The organism is Streptococcus sp. 2_1_36FAA (assembly GCF_000161955.2).
GTDB lineage: Bacteria > Bacillota > Bacilli > Lactobacillales > Streptococcaceae > Streptococcus > Streptococcus gordonii.
The window spans coordinates 442,226-461,954 of record NZ_KI391975.1 but is presented as its reverse complement, the minus strand read 5'-3'; the positions used below and the strand labels follow the sequence as shown (position 1 = coordinate 461,954).

The following is a 19,729-nucleotide window of genomic DNA, read 5'->3' as shown; positions in this document are numbered from 1 at the left end:
AGGGGGGATTTCTAGATGTTCTATTTTTTATACTTACGAATCCCAGCTCCTGCAAGACTCATCAATCCCAAAATCATTCCCCAAGTTGGAAGCATGCTTGCTGCTGTTCCTGTATTTGGAAGTGATGGCTGCGGTTGTGGCTTGCCTGGTTCTTTAGGCTCTGGTTTTTTAGGCTTTGGTTCTTCAGGCTCTGGTTCTTTAGGCTTTGGTTCTTTAGGCTTTGGTTCTTTAGGTTCTGGTTTTGGAGGTTCTGGCGTTGTTGTTGTCACTTTCGCCGTCATCTCTTGTAAATTGACTGTATTGATAAAGGTATTTTCAACCTTCCCAGCCGAGATACGTTCTACCTCGATGTAGAAGTCGGCATCAAAGGTTCCTTTAACGCCTAGAGAGTTTAGGAAGTCTTGATTGATAACATACGACCATTTGCCTGCTTTTTCGTCCCATTTGACGGCTACAATCTTCTTGAGGAAGTCAGGATTTGTATCCTGGTTCATTTCAAATAAGAAGGCATAAGCTGTACCTTTGACAATCTTGTCACCAGCTTTGACTACTTTACCATCCTTCAGGATGACATCATAAGGCAAGGTAAAGTCTTTCTCAGCTGTGTACTCTGTACCCTTGAAAATACCTTGCCACTTACCTGTATATCGATCATGAACCACATCTAACTGGTCAATACCGTCATATTGGAAGAGGCTATCGTGTTTAGCTGGAACAGTTACGCCATCAAGTAGATAGCGGATATATTGGCCAATCTGTACTTCTTGTCCGTCCAAAACTTTCTTGTCGTCCTTTTGGTCCACAGCGTGTTTTTCAGGCTTCACATCTGGCACTTCGATAGTCACAAGGTTTGACTTATAGCCGTTACCAAAGTCGATTTGTTTAAAGCCGTTCTCGACTTTCTCGCCTGTTTTAACCAGAAGCTTGGCTGGAAGTTCGATTGTCACGTTTTGGTTTTTCTTCACGTAGTTTTGGTAGAAACTCTTAGAATCCTTGGCTACCCAGAGATAGAACTCACCTTTAGGTTGCAAGTTCAATTCCTTCAAGATTTTATTGATTGCATCAGTACGTCCTGCATCTGAAAGTACATGATACATGTCAAATAGGTTTTTCACGTCTTTACCAGCAGCAGTCATCTTGATCTTGCTATGGTCAACTGTGAAGGCTTTGTCTTGAACATCGTCCAGGATTCCAAACTTATTACCAAGTGCTTGCGTTGAAGCAAGGGTTTTGGTGTAAGGGCCGTAATCTGTCATCAAGCGGAAGGTCACGTTGCGATCAAATGTTGTCGCACCATTGAGATCCTTACCAGCACGATCCAGAACCGCTTTGACTGGTTTCGGTGGCTTCGGTGTGTAGTTCGTAACAGTGTTTGAGAAAACTTCGTAGTTATTCACTAGCACTTTATAAGTGTTGTCATAGAAACCTTTGTCATAGATTGGCTTCCAGGTAATCACAGGAGCTTCTAGGCGCTTCCCTTCGTAGGTTGCAGTAAAGGTATAAGCATTCTTTCCTGCATCATAGACAACGCTCCATCCTGCTTTCTCTGCAGTTGCTTTCGTCACAGCTACATCAGGAACTGCTCCAGCTTCGAGTGGATCAATGATAGTAATCATGTCACCTTTTTTAAGGTTCGCATAGATATTGTCATGATTCAATGTGTAGAGCTGCGTATCGTTTTTAGCAACTGTTTGACCATCTGTATTCGTTTTATCTGTGTCAGATACAGACTTGCGGACAGTAGGTTTATACTGCAATTTGTAACCGTGATAGCTTGCGGATAACTTCTGATTTTTAGTTTCAGATAGAGTTTTAAGCGCCAAGGTTGGTTTGGCTGGATTTTTCGCATTGACCAATTCAGCTGATACAGGTTCAGTCTTAACTGGCTTCACGGTTGTTTTAGTAATGGTTGCAGTAGCTGGAACTCCAACAACCGGCGCTAAAGCCTTCGTATTCAAAGCAAACCAGTAAGTTTGGCCACTTGGATTATCTGGTCCATCCCATTGGATAAATTCGGATGTGAAGGCTGTCCCTTCCTTAAAGACACCAAGTGCAGCTCCCTTGTATTGGTAAGGTGAGTCAGATGTATCCCAAAGATGCCCCACATCTTGTTGGCGGTTGTAGTCTTCAGCGCGAACATAACCATTATTCTTGTTATAGCTTACAGTTGAGCCGTTAATTTCAACATGAGTTCCGTTAATGGCTTTCGCACCTTCCCAACCAACAGGATTGTAATTGAGTGAGGAATACGTCAACGTTGCGGGCGTCTTTTCACTTGCTTTGAAAGCTACTTCTTTCCCATCCACGTTGTAGTAGTAGGTATCCGTAACCAAGAAATTCATGTAGTCCTCAACTCCACCAGTTCCATTATTACGAGCTACTACGAATCCTTCTGTTGGATCATTCAAGACGTAGACATCATTCAATCCAGTTTTTCCTTGATTGAGGATTTCAAATTTTCGGTGGATACGAGAAATATCATACTTTTTACCATCTGCAGTTGAAACAGTCAAATCTTTCAGATTAGTGTAGTCAACTTCCGTTTTCCATCCAGTGCCAACATCCTCGTATTTCAAGACTTTAGTCGAGTCAAGAACACGAGTATAGCCTGAGGTTCCTTTTGATGAGGCAATGTAACCTTTAGTAGTTACCTGCGCTCCTGGAGCAGAGGACTCCACTGTTGCTTCAGGATTCGCTGTCGCAACACTAATGGCTTGCAAGACTACTTCTTTTGTGTAGCCTTCCGTGCTTGTCTTAGCTCGAAGCTCATCGTACTTCTTCTGCCATTCCGCTTGGGTCTGCTTAGCTTTGTCATAAGCTGCTTGGTTTTGTTTCCCAATTTGCTTCGCTTCATCAGCTGAAGAAACTTCCTGTGTTTTAGAGGTTAAAAGTACACCAGAGTTTTTCAAATCTGTTGATTTACGATCAGCATCTTGATTAACTTGATCACTAGCTTTCTTCTTCTCTGTATAGGCAGCCATGATGGCCTTGTTAAGCTCCACTTCGCCTTTTGCAGTCGCAATAGCTTGGTCATTTAGTTTCTTCAGTGCTTCTACTTCTGCAACTGAAGAAACTGTACGTGTTACTACACTGACAGCAACATCGCTCTTTTTCAGTTCAACAGTTGTAGTTTCTACTGCTTGATTTAATTCGGTAGCTTGTTTGACAGTAGCTTCGTACTTCTCTTTTTCTTCCAGGTAGGTTGAGACAGCTTGCTGGTTTTCTGCTAAGACTTTCTTAGCTGTTTGAGTGGCTTTCTTGTTTTGAGTCGCTGTCCCATCTGTGGCAGTCGAACCATCATTCGTCACTGTAACAGTTGTTGACTGTTCGTGCTTGCCTTTTTCAGTGGCCACAAAGCTATTATTAGCTTGAATGGCTTCCTTCGCTTCCTTGAAGGCTGTATTGTTTTCGACTTGTTTTGCAGTCGTTTCTTCAAGTGCCTTTATTTGCTTAGTCTGGTCTTGTTTAATCTCAGCCTTAGACTGTTCAAGACTTGATGAGGTAGTATTTGTACCCTTATCAATGCTTGATGTCTCAGATACAACTACTCCTGCTTGCTTAGCTGTTGAAGCAGCCTTTGTGACTGCTGTATTATCAATCACTACAGACTGGCTTCCTGTTGCTTTACCAGCTTGTGTAGCGTACATGTTATTGTCGTTTTCGATTTCAGGCTGAACTGCTTCATCCGCCAATACAGAACCTGCAGAGAAGGCTACAATACCTGCAACTGCAATTCCTGATACTAGGCCTTTAGCCCATTTTTTCTTACGGAAATATCCGTGTCCTTGTGTTTTTTCTGTCATTAATGTTTTCCCTTTCCATTTCACCTTAAAACATTTTCTTCTTGTAGAAGTTGCTATTTCTACACCTTTTTCTTTTTATATTTACTCCATTGTTGTAACACACATTAGGTAAAAAAGCAATTATCTTGTTTAATAACATGATAAAAAGACCTCTAAAAATTCTTTTTTTTAGAGGCTTTTGTCTGCTTTCCAATTTTATTTATGTCCTCTTTTTCTGATGACAGCACCGTGTGGCTTATGGTTAATACGAAACCCTACGCCTAATCCCGTATCCCTAAATTCCTCATACTCTTGTCTCCAAACTCCAAAAAAACAGCTCGTGTAGCTGATCAATTCGTTCAATAAGAATCATCAGTTTTTTAAGTCCCTTAAGCGGACAGTTGTTTCATCTATTATAGATTTCTCCTTGAAGTTGAGAGGCGAAATAACGCCGTGCTGTGTAAAAACGTATTTTTACATCGGTATTTCAAGTGCTGGGTTTATAGTCTAGGAACCCTTACTCCTTCAGCTTATGATCATTATCATGCTTTTTCGTTCAGTGGCTGGACTAGATATCATTTTCTAATTTGCTGCTCGCCCCCGTTTCTTTTTTATCCATAGCCACGCTGTATCAGGACAAGCCTTGTATTTAATTTTCAATGTTCTAGTAGTTTAGTGACTTCTCGGTCAATATGGATCTAACTGGACTAAGTTTGGTCCGATTCTGATCCTAACAGGTAGTCAATGGTTACCCCGAAATATTTTGCTACTTTTTTAGCATTTTCTATACTAAGATTTGTTTTTCCATTTTCGTATTTCCCATATCGAGACTGGTTAGTATTTAAAACTTTTGCTAAGTCAGCTTGAGTCAGTCCTTTTTCTTTTCTTAGTTTTTTAAGTCTATTAGACATCTGGATTCCTCATTCTGTAGTATTTATTGAATAACCTCCAAGCTTTAAACGAGTTTTGTCTAGAATGATTTTCAAAAAATACGACATGATAAGAACCTTTATTCAAGACTTTCTCAAGATCATTTTTCGATACAGATAAACTAAAATCTTCACAATCGCTAAGACTAAGTAAAAAATACTTTCTCCATCGTTTTTTTACTGGGACACTCCTAAACATCAGTTCATTAAGTTCTAATGACTCTTTTGAATAATCAAAGCTATAAATATAGCATGCCACCAATACTTTCTTGCTAAACATTCCTTATTTCCTTCCTACACATATCCCATCAATTCTGGATTAAACTCTAGAGTCAACCACAAGGCTTCATCCTGAGTCAATTGGCTAGTTTATCCCCAAGTTTCATCTCTCGCTCTTCTGGAGTACGGATATGTACCAAGTTTAATTCTAGGACGTAATTCATGAATAACATCGTCTTTCATAACTATCCAGAGAAGACTAGAAGGTCTATAGTAATAGCCGTTTCCAAGCCAAACCCTATTGAGGTCATCGTATGGAGATACCTTTTCTTCAGAATTTCCTTCAGGGATACAATCAACCATATTTTCATTCTTATCAAGAACTATTACATCGAAAATTTCTAACGAATCAATATCCATAACAATTTCAATATTATCTGACATTTTTTCTCCTTTCCTTAGTTTTGGGCAACGAAAAAAGAGAGCAATTTTCTCACTCTCTTAAGTTATATGATATTTAATTTTTCACTTTCCCAAAACTCTAGACACTTAGGCGTCAATCCTTTGAAGCTTTTTTACTTCATCTAACGAACAGCTATTATTTTCGCTGGTGATTTGGTAAAATAGATGTCATAAAGGAGAAGAAAACGTGAAAACTGATCATTTAAAAGAAAGTAATAACATTGAAGACCGTCGCAATGAAGGGGGATCGGCTAGCTATGGGGCAGGCAATGCTCGACTGGGAAACGGAATATTGCGAATCCTGTTAGCACCTGGCAGTTTTAAAAGCAAGCTTGTCCTAATACTACTCTTACTTTTCTTAGGGGGTGGTGCTGGTTTGTCTGGCATTTTTGACACAGGGACTTCCCACCACTATGAGTCCGCCCAAGTTTCCCAGCAAAGCCATACTCAGGTCAATGACAAAGACGCCCAATTTGTCAGCAAGGTCTTAGGGACTACAGAAGTTTTTTGGACTCAAACCTTTGAAAAAGAAGGGAGAACCTATTATAAGCCTAAACTGGTCTTCTATACCGGTCAAACTAGGACTGGCTGTGGGGTTGGCCAGGCCTCTGCTGGACCTTTTTATTGTCCTAACGACCAAAAAATTTACCTGGATATTCGCTTTTACCAAGAGCTGACTACTAAGTATCGGGCAAGTGGTGACTTTGCCATGGCTTATGTTATCGCGCACGAAGTCGGACACCATATCCAAAACCAACTAGGGACTCTTCAATCCTACCAGCAAATGGTGAGAGGAAAATCAGAAAAGGAAAAGAATGCCCTAAATGTTCGTTTGGAACTTCAGGCGGACTACTACGCCGGGGTCTGGGCTCGTTATATTGAACAAGAAAACTTACTAGATGTTGGCGATATTGAGGAAGCACTTAATGCAGCCCATGCAGTCGGAGACGACACCTTGCAAGAACAGGCCTATGGCTATTCTGTGCCTGATAGCTTTACTCACGGAAGTGCGGAGCAACGTATGCGTTGGTTCAAACGTGGTTACCAATACGGTGATTTTGAACACGGTGACACATTCAGTGTACCTGATAAAGACCTTTAGGAAAATCCTAAAGGTCTTTTTATCTGATTGATTTACTGTGGCATATGCTTCTTGATTGATGAGCGCAAGCTAGAGTCTCAAGACATGCACTTCTATAAATAATCCATCTATTGAGATATGAAACTTACCAACCAAACCAGCTCTTGACTGTATCCCAAGCATTCTTAGCTTTACCTGGAATATCTGCCTCTTCGATAGCATTTTTAGCCTGATCGACTATTTCTTTTGCCTTGTCCTGTACATCCTGTAAGAAATCATTGCCGCCTTGATTCTCGGTATTTCCAGTGCCATAGGTGTCTACCGGAGCAATACCATTTTGAGCATAGGTATTCTTTTCAGAGAATTTGGTTCCTTCCGTGTATGGCAGGACGCTATTGGCTACATTTCGGAAAATCACAGAAGCCTCGTTAGCACTGGTTCCTGTCAGGTAGTGGTTTTCATCTGTCTTTGGAAATCCTAGCCACTGACTGATAACAACGTCTGGTGTATAGCCAATAACCCACTGGTCTCCAGATAAGTCAGGGTTGAAGTCTGTCTCAGTCGTCCCTGTCTTACCTGCCATCGTATAATTATATGGCGCTGCGTAGATCCCCGTTCCGTTTGAGAAGGTCCCTAACATCATACTGGTCATCTTTTTCGCAGTCGACTGATTGAGCACTCGAGTGGAGCTAGACTTGTGGGTCTTAACGATTTGACCACTAGCATTTTCAATCTTAGTGATCAAGTGGGCATCATGCATGACACCATCATTCGCAAAAGCGGAGTATGCCTGAGCCATTTGGAGAGGATTGGTATTCACACCTGCTCCCAACGCCACACTGAGATTTTGCTCAACCTTTTTCATATTCAGACCAAACTTTTGACCGTATTCAAAGGCTTTCTCTAGACCCAACTCTTTAACTGTTGCAACTGCTGGGATATTCAGTGAATCAGCCAAGGCCTGATACATAGGCACTGTCGGGCTACTTTGAATGCCGCCATAGTTATTGACAGTATAAGATCCATAGGTCGTTGTAGTATTGTCTAACTCTTTATCAGTTGACCAACCAGCTGCGATCGCAGGGCTATATACAACCAGTGGTTTAATGGTCGAACCTGGACTACGAGCTGACTGGGTTGCATAGTTAAAGGAACGGAAACCGGCCGCCTGGCTGTTGACTCGACCGACCAGGGCTCTCACCCCTCCAGTCTTGGGATCCAAGGCCACACTTCCCGATTCTGCCCGTGTTCCATCTACTTCTGAAACAGGGAAGAGACTCTCGTTACTGTAAATAACCTGCATACTGGCCTGGTAATTTTGATCCAACTCAGTGTAGATGCGATAGCCATTTTTGATGATATCTTCTTCTTTTAGACCATAGTCATGAATGGCTTCGTTAATGACAGCATCAAAATAGGATGGATAGCGATAATCTTCGGATTTGCCAGCATAAGCATCTACCAACTGACTACCAAGACCATTCGCTGCTGCTTGATCAGCTGTTGCTTTGTCAATATAGCCGGCTGCAACCATATTATTCAGAACTGTATCCCGGCGATTGGTCGCATTTTCAACTGAGTACAAGGGATTGTATATCTCAGGCCCCTTGAGCATACCGGCCAGTGTGGCTGCTTGATCGAGAGACAGTTGGCTAGCCGACACTCCAAAGTATTTCTTGCTGGCATCCTCTACTCCCCAGACACCATTGCCAAAGTAAGAATTATTCAGATACATGGTCAGAATCTGATCCTTACTGTATTTTTTGGTCAATTCTAGAGCTAGGAAAAACTCCTTGGCCTTCCGCTCGATGGTCTGGTCCTGAGAAAGATAAGCATTTTTGGCCAACTGCTGAGTGATGGTCGAACCACCGCCTGATCGGCCCGCTGTCAAAATTGCTAAGAAGAAACGGCCATAATTGATTCCGCTATTTTTGTAGAAGGAGCGGTCTTCGGTCGCAATGACAGCGTTCTGCAAGTCCTTACTGATCTGATCCAATTCGACATAGGTCCCTTTTTGACCTGTCAAACTACCCGCTTCTTGACCATCTTTATCATAGATCATCGTAGTCGCCTTCAAGGCATTTTGCAAGTCGTTGACATTGGTGGTCTTGGCAACATAAAAGAGATAGCCTCCCGTCACCAGCCCAAAACCCAGACCTAAAATCAAGATAATCTTGGTCAGATGGTATCTACGCCAAAAATGTCGGAAGGGTCCTTGGCCTTTTGAAGATGTTCGCTTAGCCGAGCGACCTGATCGAGACAGACGTGGTTCAGCACTTGTATCTGTCTCCTCCGCAGACTCAGCCGGTGAATCTTCTTTCTTAAAATGTTGAATTAAGGTTTCAAAAATATCATTTAGCTTTTTCATAACCCTTATTTTATCACCTTCCCAGAGACTATACAAGAAAGTGCTGTTCCATAGGGCCTTCCTTTTAGAATTTTTTAAGAAATAGCAGAGCTTCTACCCTCTTTTTGATGCTAGCTTTCAAAGTTCTGCTCTTTTTGTTAAAATAAAATCATGCAATTTAACTTTCAAATCCCTGAAAAAATGCCTACTATGAGCATAAAAGAACTACTGGAAGACTATTTCCTCATTCCCAGAAAAATCCGCCATTTCCTTCGGACAAAAAAGCATGTCTTGGTCAATAATCAAACTATCAACTGGCAAAGCAAGATCCAGGCGGGGGATCTCTTGTCGCTGACCTTTGATGAAGAAGATTACCCAGCAAAAGATATCCTTATGGGCCATCCGGAACTTGTCCAGGAACTCTACCAAGACCAGCATCTCATCATCGTCAACAAACCTGAGGGCATGAAAACTCACGCCAATGAGCCGACCGAATTGGCTCTGCTCAATCATGTATCTGCCTATGTTGGAGAGACCTGCTATGTAGTTCACAGGCTTGATAAGGAGACCAGTGGTGCTGTTCTCTTTGCTAAAAACCCCTTTGTCTTACCTATACTCAATCGTCTGCTGGAAAACAAGGATATCCAGCGAGAATACTGGGCCTTAGTAGATGGAAAATTCCCCGTCAAAAACAGGGTTTTTAAGGACAAAATCGGCCGCGATCGCCATGATCGGAGAAAACGGCTGGTTGACAGCAAACATGGCCAATACGCCGAAACGCACGTGACTCGGCTAAAAAGCTTTGGTCAAAAAACTCTTATCAAATGCCAACTCAAAACTGGTCGTACCCATCAGATCCGTGTCCACCTATCCCGCCACGGCTTTCCCTTGGTCGGTGATCCTCTATATCATCCGCAGCCCCAAGGTCGCCTCATGCTTCACGCCCACCGACTGAGCTTTGTCCATCCCTTTACTTTAGAAAAAATCAGTCTTGAAGCCCCATCTAAAAGTTTTGAAGAAGGGCTAGAAAAGCTGAAAGCATAAGAAGATACTACTAGTAAGCTCAAACCCACTCGGACTAAACCTCCAGCCATCATGACCAAGCACACAGAGACCTTACTTCTTTCGACTTAGTAGATGCAAGAAAAAGCAACAGAAAAATCTGTTGCTTTTTCTTTGGTGTCAGAAAACGATTCTATCTCCTATCTTGCCTTACTAAGCTGGAAGCAGGCTGATAATTCTGGGTCTGATGATTTTCTGAAAGGCCATACTCAGAAGATATGACAGCAAGAGAATGATAAAAAAGCCAAAACTGTATATGCCATTCCGAGGCATTAATTGCCTAAAGATGAAGATGATGAACGGGTGAATAATATAAATCATAGTGGCATATCGCTTGGCGATATTGTTCAAAATCGGAACATCAATATTGGTCCCGTTTCTGATCGCATAGAGGAAAATCGCACTAGATGATAAAAGAGTGCTGGGGTAGAGGTCGTGCTCTGTTCCCATAAAACAGTATTCAAGCAAAATCAAGCCTACTATACCCAAGCTAATAGCCCATTTCCTGGCAGATGATAAGTCGTAGGCTAAAATCCGTTCCCGATACTTGGCGAACTGCATCCCCATAATGAAAAAGGGAAGACCCATAAACAGGAAGTTTCGATAGTATAGTGTACTATTGGTATTGAACTCGATACAAAAGGCCAGAGCTAGCAGAATCAGAGACACTCCAAAGGTGGTCAGGCGGTGGAAATACTTATAAAAAAGGAGATAAATCCCGTAAATATAGGAAATAGCCAACAAATACCAAGTCGGGGTAGCAGCTGAGCCAATCAAATCTCTGGGACTGTTAAAAAAGAAGAAATTGGTAAAATCAGACAGCTCTATAGTTGCTATCTTTTCCGCCAGCTCTCCCGACAGTACTAAGTCAATAAAATGCACAATCGAGTAAAATATCAGACTAGCGATTGTCAGAAGCAACATCTGCTTGAGGCGATACTTGACTTTTTCCCTAGAAATATTAAAGGAAAAATAGCCCGACAACATCATGAAAAAGGGCACTGCAAAACGGGCCACAATCTGATAAAAAACACCAAATTCCCCTGGTAACAAAAAGTGCAAAGAAACGATACTAAAACAGGCTAGAGCCTTAACAGCATGTAAAGTTGTATTTTCTGTCTTCATGCAGACATTATAGCACGTTCAATGTTACAATCTGTCAAGACCAGATGACACAAGCATTAAGAATCATATCATTTGATGACAGCCACCTTTCTTCTTATCCTATAAACCATCATTTTCTATAGCACCTACAAGTAATGAAATCAATGAAAAACCTGCCCTATCAAGTCCCAAAATAGCACTTCTAGAGATTTTCAGACCTATAAAAAGGCCGAGGAAAGTGTACCCTAGAGCAACTTTCTTCAACCCTTTGTTTATTGATAATGTGGTCTTGCAAATCCTCGAATATTACCATGACCAACCCGATAGGTATTTCTTCTCACAACTCCGTTGCTTGAATTTCCTTCGATTGTATGAATCCATCCATTCTCTACTCTCTCAACAATACCTATATGATCCGCCCAGCCATCATTTTGCTGGGTATCTTTATCCCAATTGAAAGTAATAATATCACCTGATTGAGGAGTCGTAGTTCCATCTTCATTCCAAATTCCTAATTTTTTGAAAATCTGAATATGACGTTCTACTCCACATTCTCGTCCAACTAGATAACTAAGACCTTCTCGTTGGAAAACAACTGTAACAAATACATCGCACCAATCATCTGTATTCTTTACAGCGTAGCCGACTGGTAGAGGTTTCACACTGTTATAGTCCGCTACCATGCGCTGATGAGCTGGACTACCCGTTGACGTACCTACCAGATTTGCAGCTGCACGAATAACTCTATTTTTTTGATCTGTCACTTGTTGTGGAATCAATCTGGTTTGCCCTAGGTTAAATCCTTCCACACTGCCATCCGTATAATCAACATAAACGTGAGTGGTGTAATCACCTTGTTTATTGCCGTGGTTTACAGCCGCAATCCCAATCTCAGTATGACCACCAGCAGGAGTCTGCGTATACCAAGATAAATTTTCTTGATGCGCTTGAGACCACACGGCCGCGCGAATATTTTTAATTCGTTTCCCTTGGGAAGATTGATCAACCGCAACGGTAAATGTGCCCGTCTGGGAATTTACGTCTTTAATATAAGCTTTCGTCTTATGCGTTAGATTGTGGTACTCTACCTGAGTTGTAGTCGAATGAACTCCTATACGACTGCCATCATTCTGGATGTAGTATAGATGAACGTGATAAGTACCAGTAGAATTCTTGTGATTTTCTGCCTTGATGCTAGCCTTATAGCTACCATCTGATTGACGAGTCGCATTGTACCAGATCAAGTCGTCTTGTCCGCCTTGGTCAGACCAAACGGGAACTTGAACCGATTGAACTCCTTTAGGACTGAAGACATCGGTCACAACAACATCAAAAGTGCCAGTCTCTTTGTTATTGTTTTGAATGTTGACCTTACCTGTTGGTTGAGACAGCTTTAATTGGGTAGACGTCTCAGTCACATACCTACGTTGGCCGGAGCCATCAACATAATGGACATGAACTTGGTACTTGCCTTGACTATTCTTGTGATCGCTCGACTTGATAGTAGCTCGGTAGCTACCGTCTGCCTGCTTCACCGCCTTGTGCCAGATCAGATCATCCTGACCATTGACTTCTGACCAGGTTGGAATCAATACTTCATTGAGACCATTTGGAGCGATTACATTACGAATGACCGCATCAAAGGTACCAGAAACTTGGTTTTGATTTTCAATACTGAGCACACCGCTTGGGCGAGATTGATGAACCTCCGTCACTGTCTCAGTCACATACCTACGTTGGCCGGAGCCATCAACATAATGGACATGAACTTGGTACTTGCCTTGACTATTCTTATGATCGCTCGACTTGATAGTAGCTCGGTAGCTACCGTCTGCCTGCTTCACTGCCTTGTGCCAAACTAGGTCATCCTGACCATTGACTTCTGACCAGGTTGGAACTAATACTTCATTGAGGCCATTTGGAGCGATTACATTACGAATGACCGCATCAAAGGTACCAGAAATTTGGTTTTGATTTTCAATACTGAGCACACCACTTGGACGAGACTGATGAACCTCCGTCACCGTCTCAGTCACATATCTACGCTGGCCCGAGCCATCAATATAATGGACATGCACTTGGTACTTGCCTTGACTATTCTTGTGCTCGCTCGACTTGATAGTAGCTCGGTAGCTGCCATCTGCCTGCTTCACTGCCTTGTGCCAAACTAGGTCATCCTGACCATTGACTTCTGACCAGGTTGGAACTAGTACTTCCTTAAGTCCATTTGGAGAAACGACATCGCGAATGACGGCATCAAAAGTGCCAGTGGTAGGGTTATTATTTTCAATCGTGACTCTTCCACTAGGCTTCTCTTTATTTGCTGTCTTTCCAATAGAAACTTCAGTAGTTGTTGCAGTTACTCCTATCTGCTCACCATTTAGTTGAGTATAGTAGAGATGAACATGATACTTACCTGTAGTATTCTTATGGTCACTAGCTTTCACTGTTACGCGATAGCGACCATCTTGTTGACGAGTCGCATGATGCCAAACCAAATCATCCTGGCCTTTATCATCCGACCAAACTGGCACAGAAACACCGGCTACACCTTGAGGGGCCAAGACATTTGAAATAACAACGTCAAAACGACCTGCAAGAGAATCGTTATTTTCAATGGTAATCTTCCCGCTCAGAGGTCCTTTGGGTACTTCTGGTGCTGGTTTAGCTTGAGAAGTGAAACGGCCAGTATAGTCTACACTATGGTCAAAAACATGCTTACCTGGCAACAATTCAGCCTGGGAGGTAAACTGCCAAGCCCCTGCCCGCCCATTATAGCGGAGAGTCTTCGCGTCGTTAGTTGAGAGTTTAGCTGTTGGGTATTGAGCTACCCAGAAATTTTCCAAACCAAACTGGGCTGTCTTGACAGGCCCTTTCCCTCTTAGATTATTTTCATCAATCCAGCTGGCACTGGTATAATACATAAGATTTGTATAGTCATTCTTACGCATTTCATCAGCCCATGCAAGGGTATTACGGTTGATGTTATCCTTCATTTTAGCATCTTCCATATCATTAACCATGACCGTATTCTTTGGAAGATTAAGATTTCTAGCTTCTGAGATAAAGTGGCGAGCTTCTGCTCTTGCCTGCTCTTCACTAGTATAATGTGAAAAAGCATAGGCAGACACTTGCAAACCAGCTAACTGGGCATTGCGAGCTTGTTCTCCTGCGTAAGGGTTCCTATAGGTGGTGCCTTCTGTTAGTTTCACGACAACTCCACCAACTCCCTTGTTGGCAAGAGTGCGATAGTCATTGACGCTTATGCTTCCGTTATGACTGCTGACATCGACAAATGTTTTGGGTTGAACGGCCACATCACTTGAACGACTAGCCGGCCCAGCATGTCCAGTGCTATAGAAGGTTGTGTTCCCAACAGCTTCTTTTTTCGATGCAGCCTCATCAACCTTGCTAGCTTCTTCTCTTTGGGCAGTTTCTTCAATACTAGCCGACTGGTTCTCAACCTTAGTTTCCGACTGTTTTGGAAGAGAAGCTGGTACTGACTGACTATTTTCAGTCTTTTGTTCAGCTTGTGATTTTTCTTGCTCTTCCTGATGATCAGTGCTGGTCTCTCCCTTTGACTCGGCTGTTTCTGAATCATCTGAAGTTGTCTTTGCCACTGTATCCTGAGCTTGTTCAGCTTTTACTTGGATAGGCTGTACAGTAGACTCTTGTTCATCTGCATAAGCAGGTTGAACTGAAACAGCTAGTAGCAATGCCGCACTAGCATAATAAATAAAATCCTTCTTTTTCATGTAACTCCCTCTTTGACACGAATTTCAATATACCTCCATTGTAGCACAAGAAACTTGAGCTGAAAAGGGAAATTACTAACAATTCACCTAAGGTTTCTATAATCAAAAAAAGCCCACTAATCGCGGACTCTAATGACTCTATTTCTACAAAAATTACATCTCAGCAATCCCATTCTTCATAGGATCTTTGTGATGGATATCTTTAATACAAAAATTAATCATTCAACTTTTTTAAGGCAGACCTTAGGTAATAACCTTCCCTCAAGTCCTTTCCAATTCTCTTAGCATTTTCTGACAAGTCTGCATACTCTTTTTCAGTTAGATTTTCCAAAACTGCTTCTAAATCATGCAGAGAAGCCACAGCTATACCACAACTTTTCTCTAATATGAAATGAGCCAACGCCGATTCTTTCCAAACTACGACAGGAAATCCTGAAGCCAAATAAAGCGACGCCTTGTGTGAGTTGTTGAAACGCAAGTAATTTCCATAAGAACCCTGGCAGGTTTCCGAACTATCACCATCCCATACCAAACCAAAACTACCTTCAAGAGCAGCTGGGAGATCATCTGGCATAAAGGAACCAAAGTAGCTAGTGTTTTTCAACGCACGACTTTCATCATAGCCCACTCCATACAAGTTATAGGCTGGCTGGTCTGGCAAGTTATAAAGATAACCTGACTTTGCAGGGTTCAAATTTCCAGCTACGATAATAGGTTGGTCTTTTTGAGGAAGAGCTTGTACCTCAAAGTTTGGAATCAGATAGTCAAAAATCTCCAAGCTAGCCATTTTATCTGCTGGCACTCCTTGACCTACCAAAACTTTTTTCATGATATCGTTATGAACAATAATACCATCCACTGACATCAAAGCTTTCTTTTCCTGGAAGTAATTACGCACTTTATGACGAAATTTTACTTCCGAACCTGCTGCATGGCGTAAGGTTTCAACATCATGGATCAAGAGATAGAATTTAGCTCCTCTTTTTTGTGCCTGCTTGATGAGTTGTGAAATGAAAAATGTATGGTGGATAATCGGGAACTGAATGACCAATTCATCTCCAGCCCCCAACTGATCAAACACAGACTTGGTCGCACGATATTTGTGTTGCTGAGCTTTAAAGAAATTCATCTTATACCAATTCTCAACCTTGAGTTCCAATCCTTCATAACCCTCTGAGATTAGAATAGCTTCCACATCATTTCGTGCCTTACTCCCTGCATTCTTTTCGTGTTCATTATGTAGAAATGAATCCTTCAGATAATATTTCACCTTTTCTCCCCTTTATCTGTGATGTTCTTAGATACTCCCTAGTTCTTCTTCTACCACATCTAACGCACGTTCAACAGTCACATGCATATCATAGTATTTGTAATCTGCCAAGCGGCCACAGAAGATAACGCGTCCATTTCTCTCAGCTTCTGCTAGATACTGCTCATAAATAGCATTGTTTTTGGCATCATTGATTGGATAGTAAGGTTCATCTCCTCTCTTCCAATCTGCTGGATATTCCCGAGTAATAACCGTCTTGTCCTGAGTCCCAAACTCAAAATGTTTGTGTTCGATGATACGCGTATAGGGAATATCACGCTCAGTATAGTTGACTACGGCATTTCCTTGATAATTTTCTTGGTCCAGAACCTCATGCTCAAAACGGAGACTACGATACTCAAGTTCACCAAACTTATAGTCAAAGAACTGATCAATCATCCCTGTGAAGACAATCTTAGTTGCTGAAGCCTCCAAGTTCTCACGATCAGCAAAGAAATCTGTATTGAGCTCTACTTCGATTCCTTCCAACAACTTTTCAATAATGACATTGTAACCACCAATTGGAATCCCTTGGTAACGGTCGTTGAAATAATTGTTGTCATAGGTCAATCGAACAGGCAAACGCTTGATGATAAAAGGTGGTAGTTCAGTAGCAGAACGCCCCCATTGCTTTTCGGTGTAGCCCTTGATTAGCTTTTCATAAACATCCGTACCAATCAACTTAATGGCTTGTTCCTCTAAGTTTTTTGGCTCAACATCTTGCATGTGCATCGTCTGCTCAGCAATTTTATCCTTTACTTCTTGGGGTGTCTTTGTCCCCCACAAAGCATAGAAAGTATTCATGTTGAAAGGCAGATTGTAAAGATGTCCTTGATAGTTGGCAATAGGAGAATTGATGTAATTGTTAAACTCCGCAAACTGATTGACATAATCCCAGACCTTTTTATTGGATGTATGGAAGATGTGAGCTCCATACTTGTGGACATTGATTCCTTCAACAGATTGGCAATAGATATTCCCACCAATATGTTCTCGTTTATCAATCACCTTCACTTTCTTGCCACGTTTGTTAGCTTCGTAGGCAAAGATCGCACCTGACAAGCCAGCACCGACAATCAAATAATCGTACATAAAATCTCCTTATTTCTTTAAAACACTTTTTAGTTCTTGAAAATCCAAGACACGTAAGACTAAAACTAAGCCACCATACACAAAGAAACCAAGCACAGCATAGATCAAGACATTCACAACGGATGAGAAATTGATAAAAGCTTGTACAGAATACAAGGCGCCGTACATCAAGAGAGCAGCTAAAAATATTTTTAGCATAGATGGAAGGATCTTAACCTCTTTTAGATAAGAACGTGTAAAGTAGAGTTGAATTACCCACACTAAACCTTCTGTCGCAACAGACACAATCGAAGCTCCAATATAACCTAAAGGCGGGATTAAGAGTAGATTCAGACCCACGCTAAAAATAGCTGGAATGGTTGTTGATAGCATAAATTCACGATTCTTATTATGAGGAATCAATATTTGAATTCCCATGATATTTGTCCAGCCAATAAAGAACATTCTAAAGACCATAATAGCAATCGCATAGCGAGCATCTTGGAAATCTTGTCCCAAGAAAAAATTGACAAAATCTTTATTAACAATCAAAATCCCTGCAATCATCGGGAAGATGACCAAGTTATACACTAAGAAAGACATTTCATGCAATTTGTTAACCGCCTTTTGATTGCCTGATGATAGGAGGTTGGATACTCGAGGCAACATGACGCTCCCAAGAGAAGTCACAATTGTCAACAGAATATTTAAGAGTTTAAGAGCCTGATCATAAATCCCCACATCTGTTGTCGAAGATAAGGCACCTAACATAGTCCGATCTAGCGTGATATAGAGCGATATGGCAATCTGCGGTAAAAACAGGAGAACTACTGGTTTGATATGCTGTTTAGCATAAGCTAAATCTAGGTGAGGTTTTCCAATGTGTTCGCGAGCAGGAAGCCACATACTTAGCTGTCCCAGCAAATCATAGCCAACCAGAAGAATGATATACAGATATAAGTCGGATGGTTTCTTTACAAACAGAAAGATAGAAGCAACACCCAGAAGTTTAACCATTGTATTTCGAACGGTAATCTTTTTAAAATCCTCCATCCCCTGAAAGAGCCAGGAAATGTCTAGCCCTCTAGACAACAAACTGAATCCTAAAATATAGGCAATCAGATTATTCATAGATGGAATAAGGAAGCACACAATAACATAGAGAACAATGGCCAAACAGGTTGCTAAAACCTGTAAACTATAGATACCCCAGAAGGTTTTCTGAACATTGTTTCGATGTCCTGAAATCTCCTTGGTCCCATAATTGGCCACCCCAAGTGTCGCTAAGAGTATAAAGTAGGTTACTATTGAGTTGTAGTAACCATAGGAACCCAAGTCATTGGATGAAAAAACCCGAGTAATATAGGGTGTAGTAATGACTGGTAAAACGATTACTAACAGCTGATAAGAAAGATTATATAAATAATTTTTTAATACTTTCACAAGGAGTTCCTCGTTGTAGATTTCTTCGATTCAAATTCAATAACTGGCAAGGTTGCAAACAGAGTAAACATAAAAATATTATAAGACGGGCGAACCCAGAAGGCCTCAAACATACAATTGACTGTTACTAAGGCCAGGCAGGTTAACAATAAATAGTTCTTCCTACGATAGAGAGTCCAAGACTGAACCATGTATAGGCATACCAACATAACAACTGGAATCAAACCGTAAGTAAATAACATTTGTACATAAGACGAATCTACATAGTCATAGTTCAAAACCGTTTCTGTCTTTCCTCCATATCCAACAAAGGAAATTCCACGAATTCCAAATAACTGTACGCCATATTTCTTAAGCGCTTCATGTCCCAAATACAATCGCATGCCGAAAAAGTTATTCAGAGAAACATATATTGGATGAGACCAACTAAATTTGTTGGATAGATAAATCATGACCGAAGAAGCGATACCAGCCGAAAAAGGCAGTAGGGAAAATAAACGCCATTCAGTCTTGTTACGATAATAAAAGTATAGAAAAATTCCTGTTGCTGCTAAGATGGAGCCTGCATTTAAACGGGCATCGCAATAAACAATAATAAAGGCCGCCAAGGCTACACCTGATAGGGTTCTTAGGAAGATAAACTTCTTTCTAAGGAGATAGGAAAGGGCGGTAAAGAGATAGAAACAATGAGAGGCAAAGTCGGTTGGATAGATAAAACCAAAAGAGTTTCGTACAACCACTCCCACGGGGCGAGTTTGAACAAACTGTAAATTAGGAATTACATTGACTAACGATAGTAAAATAATAAGCACTATAAAAGATAAACTCGTCCAAGTATAAATTTTAAGTATAGACTCTAAATCTGCTTTATAAAGAAAAACAATCAACAGCAAAAACATTAAACCATTTAAGTTTCCTGCCTTATAATAAACCATACTTCCAACTAAAATGAGGGTAGGTGCAAATATTAAAAAACTCAAAGAATAGTTACGAATATATAAAAAACGCACAGCTAGTAACATGATTGCAAAGAAAGGAACAAAATTAGGTATACTAGGTAATACAGGTGCTAACATTGAAGTGTTTATCATATCTATAGAAATTATCACAAATAAAACTGCTGTCACGAGCAATTTATCACGTTCTATCTTTAACATCTTCATTT

The 19,729-nt window shown here is 41.2% G+C and carries 11 protein-coding genes and 2 pseudogenes; 2 read left to right on the top strand and 11 right to left on the bottom strand.

Annotated elements, in window-relative coordinates:
• Positions 1-20: 20 nt before the first annotated feature.
• From HMPREF0847_RS07630 to HMPREF0847_RS07615, 4 genes and pseudogenes are all read right to left on the bottom strand, one after another.
• The gene (locus HMPREF0847_RS07630) at positions 21-3,803 is read right to left on the bottom strand and encodes an SspB-related isopeptide-forming adhesin (RefSeq protein WP_020992765.1); all 3,783 of its coding nucleotides are present in this window, start codon (positions 3,801-3,803) and stop codon (positions 21-23) included.
• A gap of 195 nt (positions 3,804-3,998) precedes the next feature.
• Positions 3,999-4,155 (bottom strand): annotated as a pseudogene (locus HMPREF0847_RS11585) (ISLre2 family transposase); the annotation flags it as partial.
• A gap of 334 nt (positions 4,156-4,489) precedes the next feature.
• Positions 4,490-4,693, bottom strand: coding sequence for a helix-turn-helix transcriptional regulator (locus HMPREF0847_RS07625; RefSeq protein ID WP_008809935.1), 204 nt, complete (start codon positions 4,691-4,693; stop codon positions 4,490-4,492).
• Positions 4,694-5,005: 312 nt separating this feature from the next.
• Positions 5,006-5,374: pseudogene (locus tag HMPREF0847_RS07615) on the bottom strand (hypothetical protein).
• 205 nt (positions 5,375-5,579) lie between these two features.
• On the opposite strand from HMPREF0847_RS07615, the gene ypfJ reads away from it, so the two are divergent.
• Entirely contained in the window at positions 5,580-6,494 is a 915-nt protein-coding gene (ypfJ, locus tag HMPREF0847_RS07610) for a KPN_02809 family neutral zinc metallopeptidase (RefSeq protein WP_008809937.1), read from the top strand.
• Between the two features lie 124 nt (positions 6,495-6,618).
• On the opposite strand, the gene pbp2a is transcribed toward ypfJ, so the two are convergent.
• Positions 6,619-8,841, bottom strand: coding sequence for a penicillin-binding protein PBP2A (gene pbp2a, locus HMPREF0847_RS07605; RefSeq protein ID WP_008809938.1), 2,223 nt, complete (start codon positions 8,839-8,841; stop codon positions 6,619-6,621).
• Positions 8,842-8,991: 150 nt separating this feature from the next.
• On the opposite strand from pbp2a, the gene HMPREF0847_RS07600 reads away from it, so the two are divergent.
• Positions 8,992-9,864: an RluA family pseudouridine synthase gene (locus HMPREF0847_RS07600; protein WP_008809939.1), complete on the top strand. Its 873-nt coding sequence runs from the start codon at positions 8,992-8,994 to the stop codon at positions 9,862-9,864.
• 171 nt (positions 9,865-10,035) lie between these two features.
• Here HMPREF0847_RS07600 and HMPREF0847_RS07595 read toward each other — a convergent pair whose 3' ends face one another.
• From HMPREF0847_RS07595 to HMPREF0847_RS07570, 6 genes are all read right to left on the bottom strand, one after another.
• Complete coding sequence (locus HMPREF0847_RS07595; protein WP_008809940.1) at positions 10,036-11,007, bottom strand: acyltransferase family protein; 972 nt, start codon at positions 11,005-11,007, stop codon at positions 10,036-10,038.
• Positions 11,008-11,258: 251 nt separating this feature from the next.
• Positions 11,259-14,741: a GBS Bsp-like repeat-containing protein gene (locus HMPREF0847_RS07590; protein WP_008809941.1), complete on the bottom strand. Its 3,483-nt coding sequence runs from the start codon at positions 14,739-14,741 to the stop codon at positions 11,259-11,261.
• A 214-nt stretch (positions 14,742-14,955) separates the two neighbouring features.
• On the bottom strand, positions 14,956-16,011 hold the full coding sequence (locus tag HMPREF0847_RS07585) for a sugar transferase (protein ID WP_008809942.1): 1,056 nt from the start codon (positions 16,009-16,011) through the stop codon (positions 14,956-14,958).
• Positions 16,012-16,038: 27 nt separating this feature from the next.
• Positions 16,039-17,142, bottom strand: a complete 1,104-nt coding sequence (gene glf / locus HMPREF0847_RS07580; RefSeq protein WP_008809943.1) for a UDP-galactopyranose mutase — start codon at positions 17,140-17,142, stop codon at positions 16,039-16,041.
• A gap of 9 nt (positions 17,143-17,151) precedes the next feature.
• Positions 17,152-18,564 carry a flippase gene (locus tag HMPREF0847_RS07575; protein ID WP_008809944.1) on the bottom strand — a complete coding sequence of 471 codons (1,413 nt, stop codon included), beginning with the start codon at positions 18,562-18,564 and terminating at the stop codon, positions 17,152-17,154.
• A complete protein-coding gene (locus HMPREF0847_RS07570) occupies positions 18,561-19,721 on the bottom strand; it encodes a hypothetical protein (RefSeq protein WP_008809945.1) in 1,161 nt (386 codons plus the stop codon). Before HMPREF0847_RS07570 ends, HMPREF0847_RS07575 begins: the two co-directional genes overlap by 4 nt.
• Positions 19,722-19,729 lie beyond the last annotated feature (8 nt).

Excerpts from the sequence above, each read along its gene's own strand:
- HMPREF0847_RS07595 (WP_008809940.1), bottom strand. The coding sequence starts at position 11,007 with ATGAAGACAGAAAATACAACTTTACATGCTGTTAAGGCTCTAGCCTGT.
- HMPREF0847_RS07570 (WP_008809945.1), bottom strand. The coding sequence starts at position 19,721 with ATGTTAAAGATAGAACGTGATAAATTGCTCGTGACAGCAGTTTTATTT.
- glf (WP_008809943.1), bottom strand. The coding sequence starts at position 17,142 with ATGTACGATTATTTGATTGTCGGTGCTGGCTTGTCAGGTGCGATCTTT.
- HMPREF0847_RS07590 (WP_008809941.1), bottom strand. The coding sequence starts at position 14,741 with ATGAAAAAGAAGGATTTTATTTATTATGCTAGTGCGGCATTGCTACTA.
- HMPREF0847_RS07625 (WP_008809935.1), bottom strand. The coding sequence starts at position 4,693 with ATGTCTAATAGACTTAAAAAACTAAGAAAAGAAAAAGGACTGACTCAA.
- HMPREF0847_RS07630 (WP_020992765.1), bottom strand. The coding sequence starts at position 3,803 with ATGACAGAAAAAACACAAGGACACGGATATTTCCGTAAGAAAAAATGG.
- pbp2a (WP_008809938.1), bottom strand. The coding sequence starts at position 8,841 with ATGAAAAAGCTAAATGATATTTTTGAAACCTTAATTCAACATTTTAAG.
- HMPREF0847_RS07600 (WP_008809939.1), top strand. The coding sequence starts at position 8,992 with ATGCAATTTAACTTTCAAATCCCTGAAAAAATGCCTACTATGAGCATA.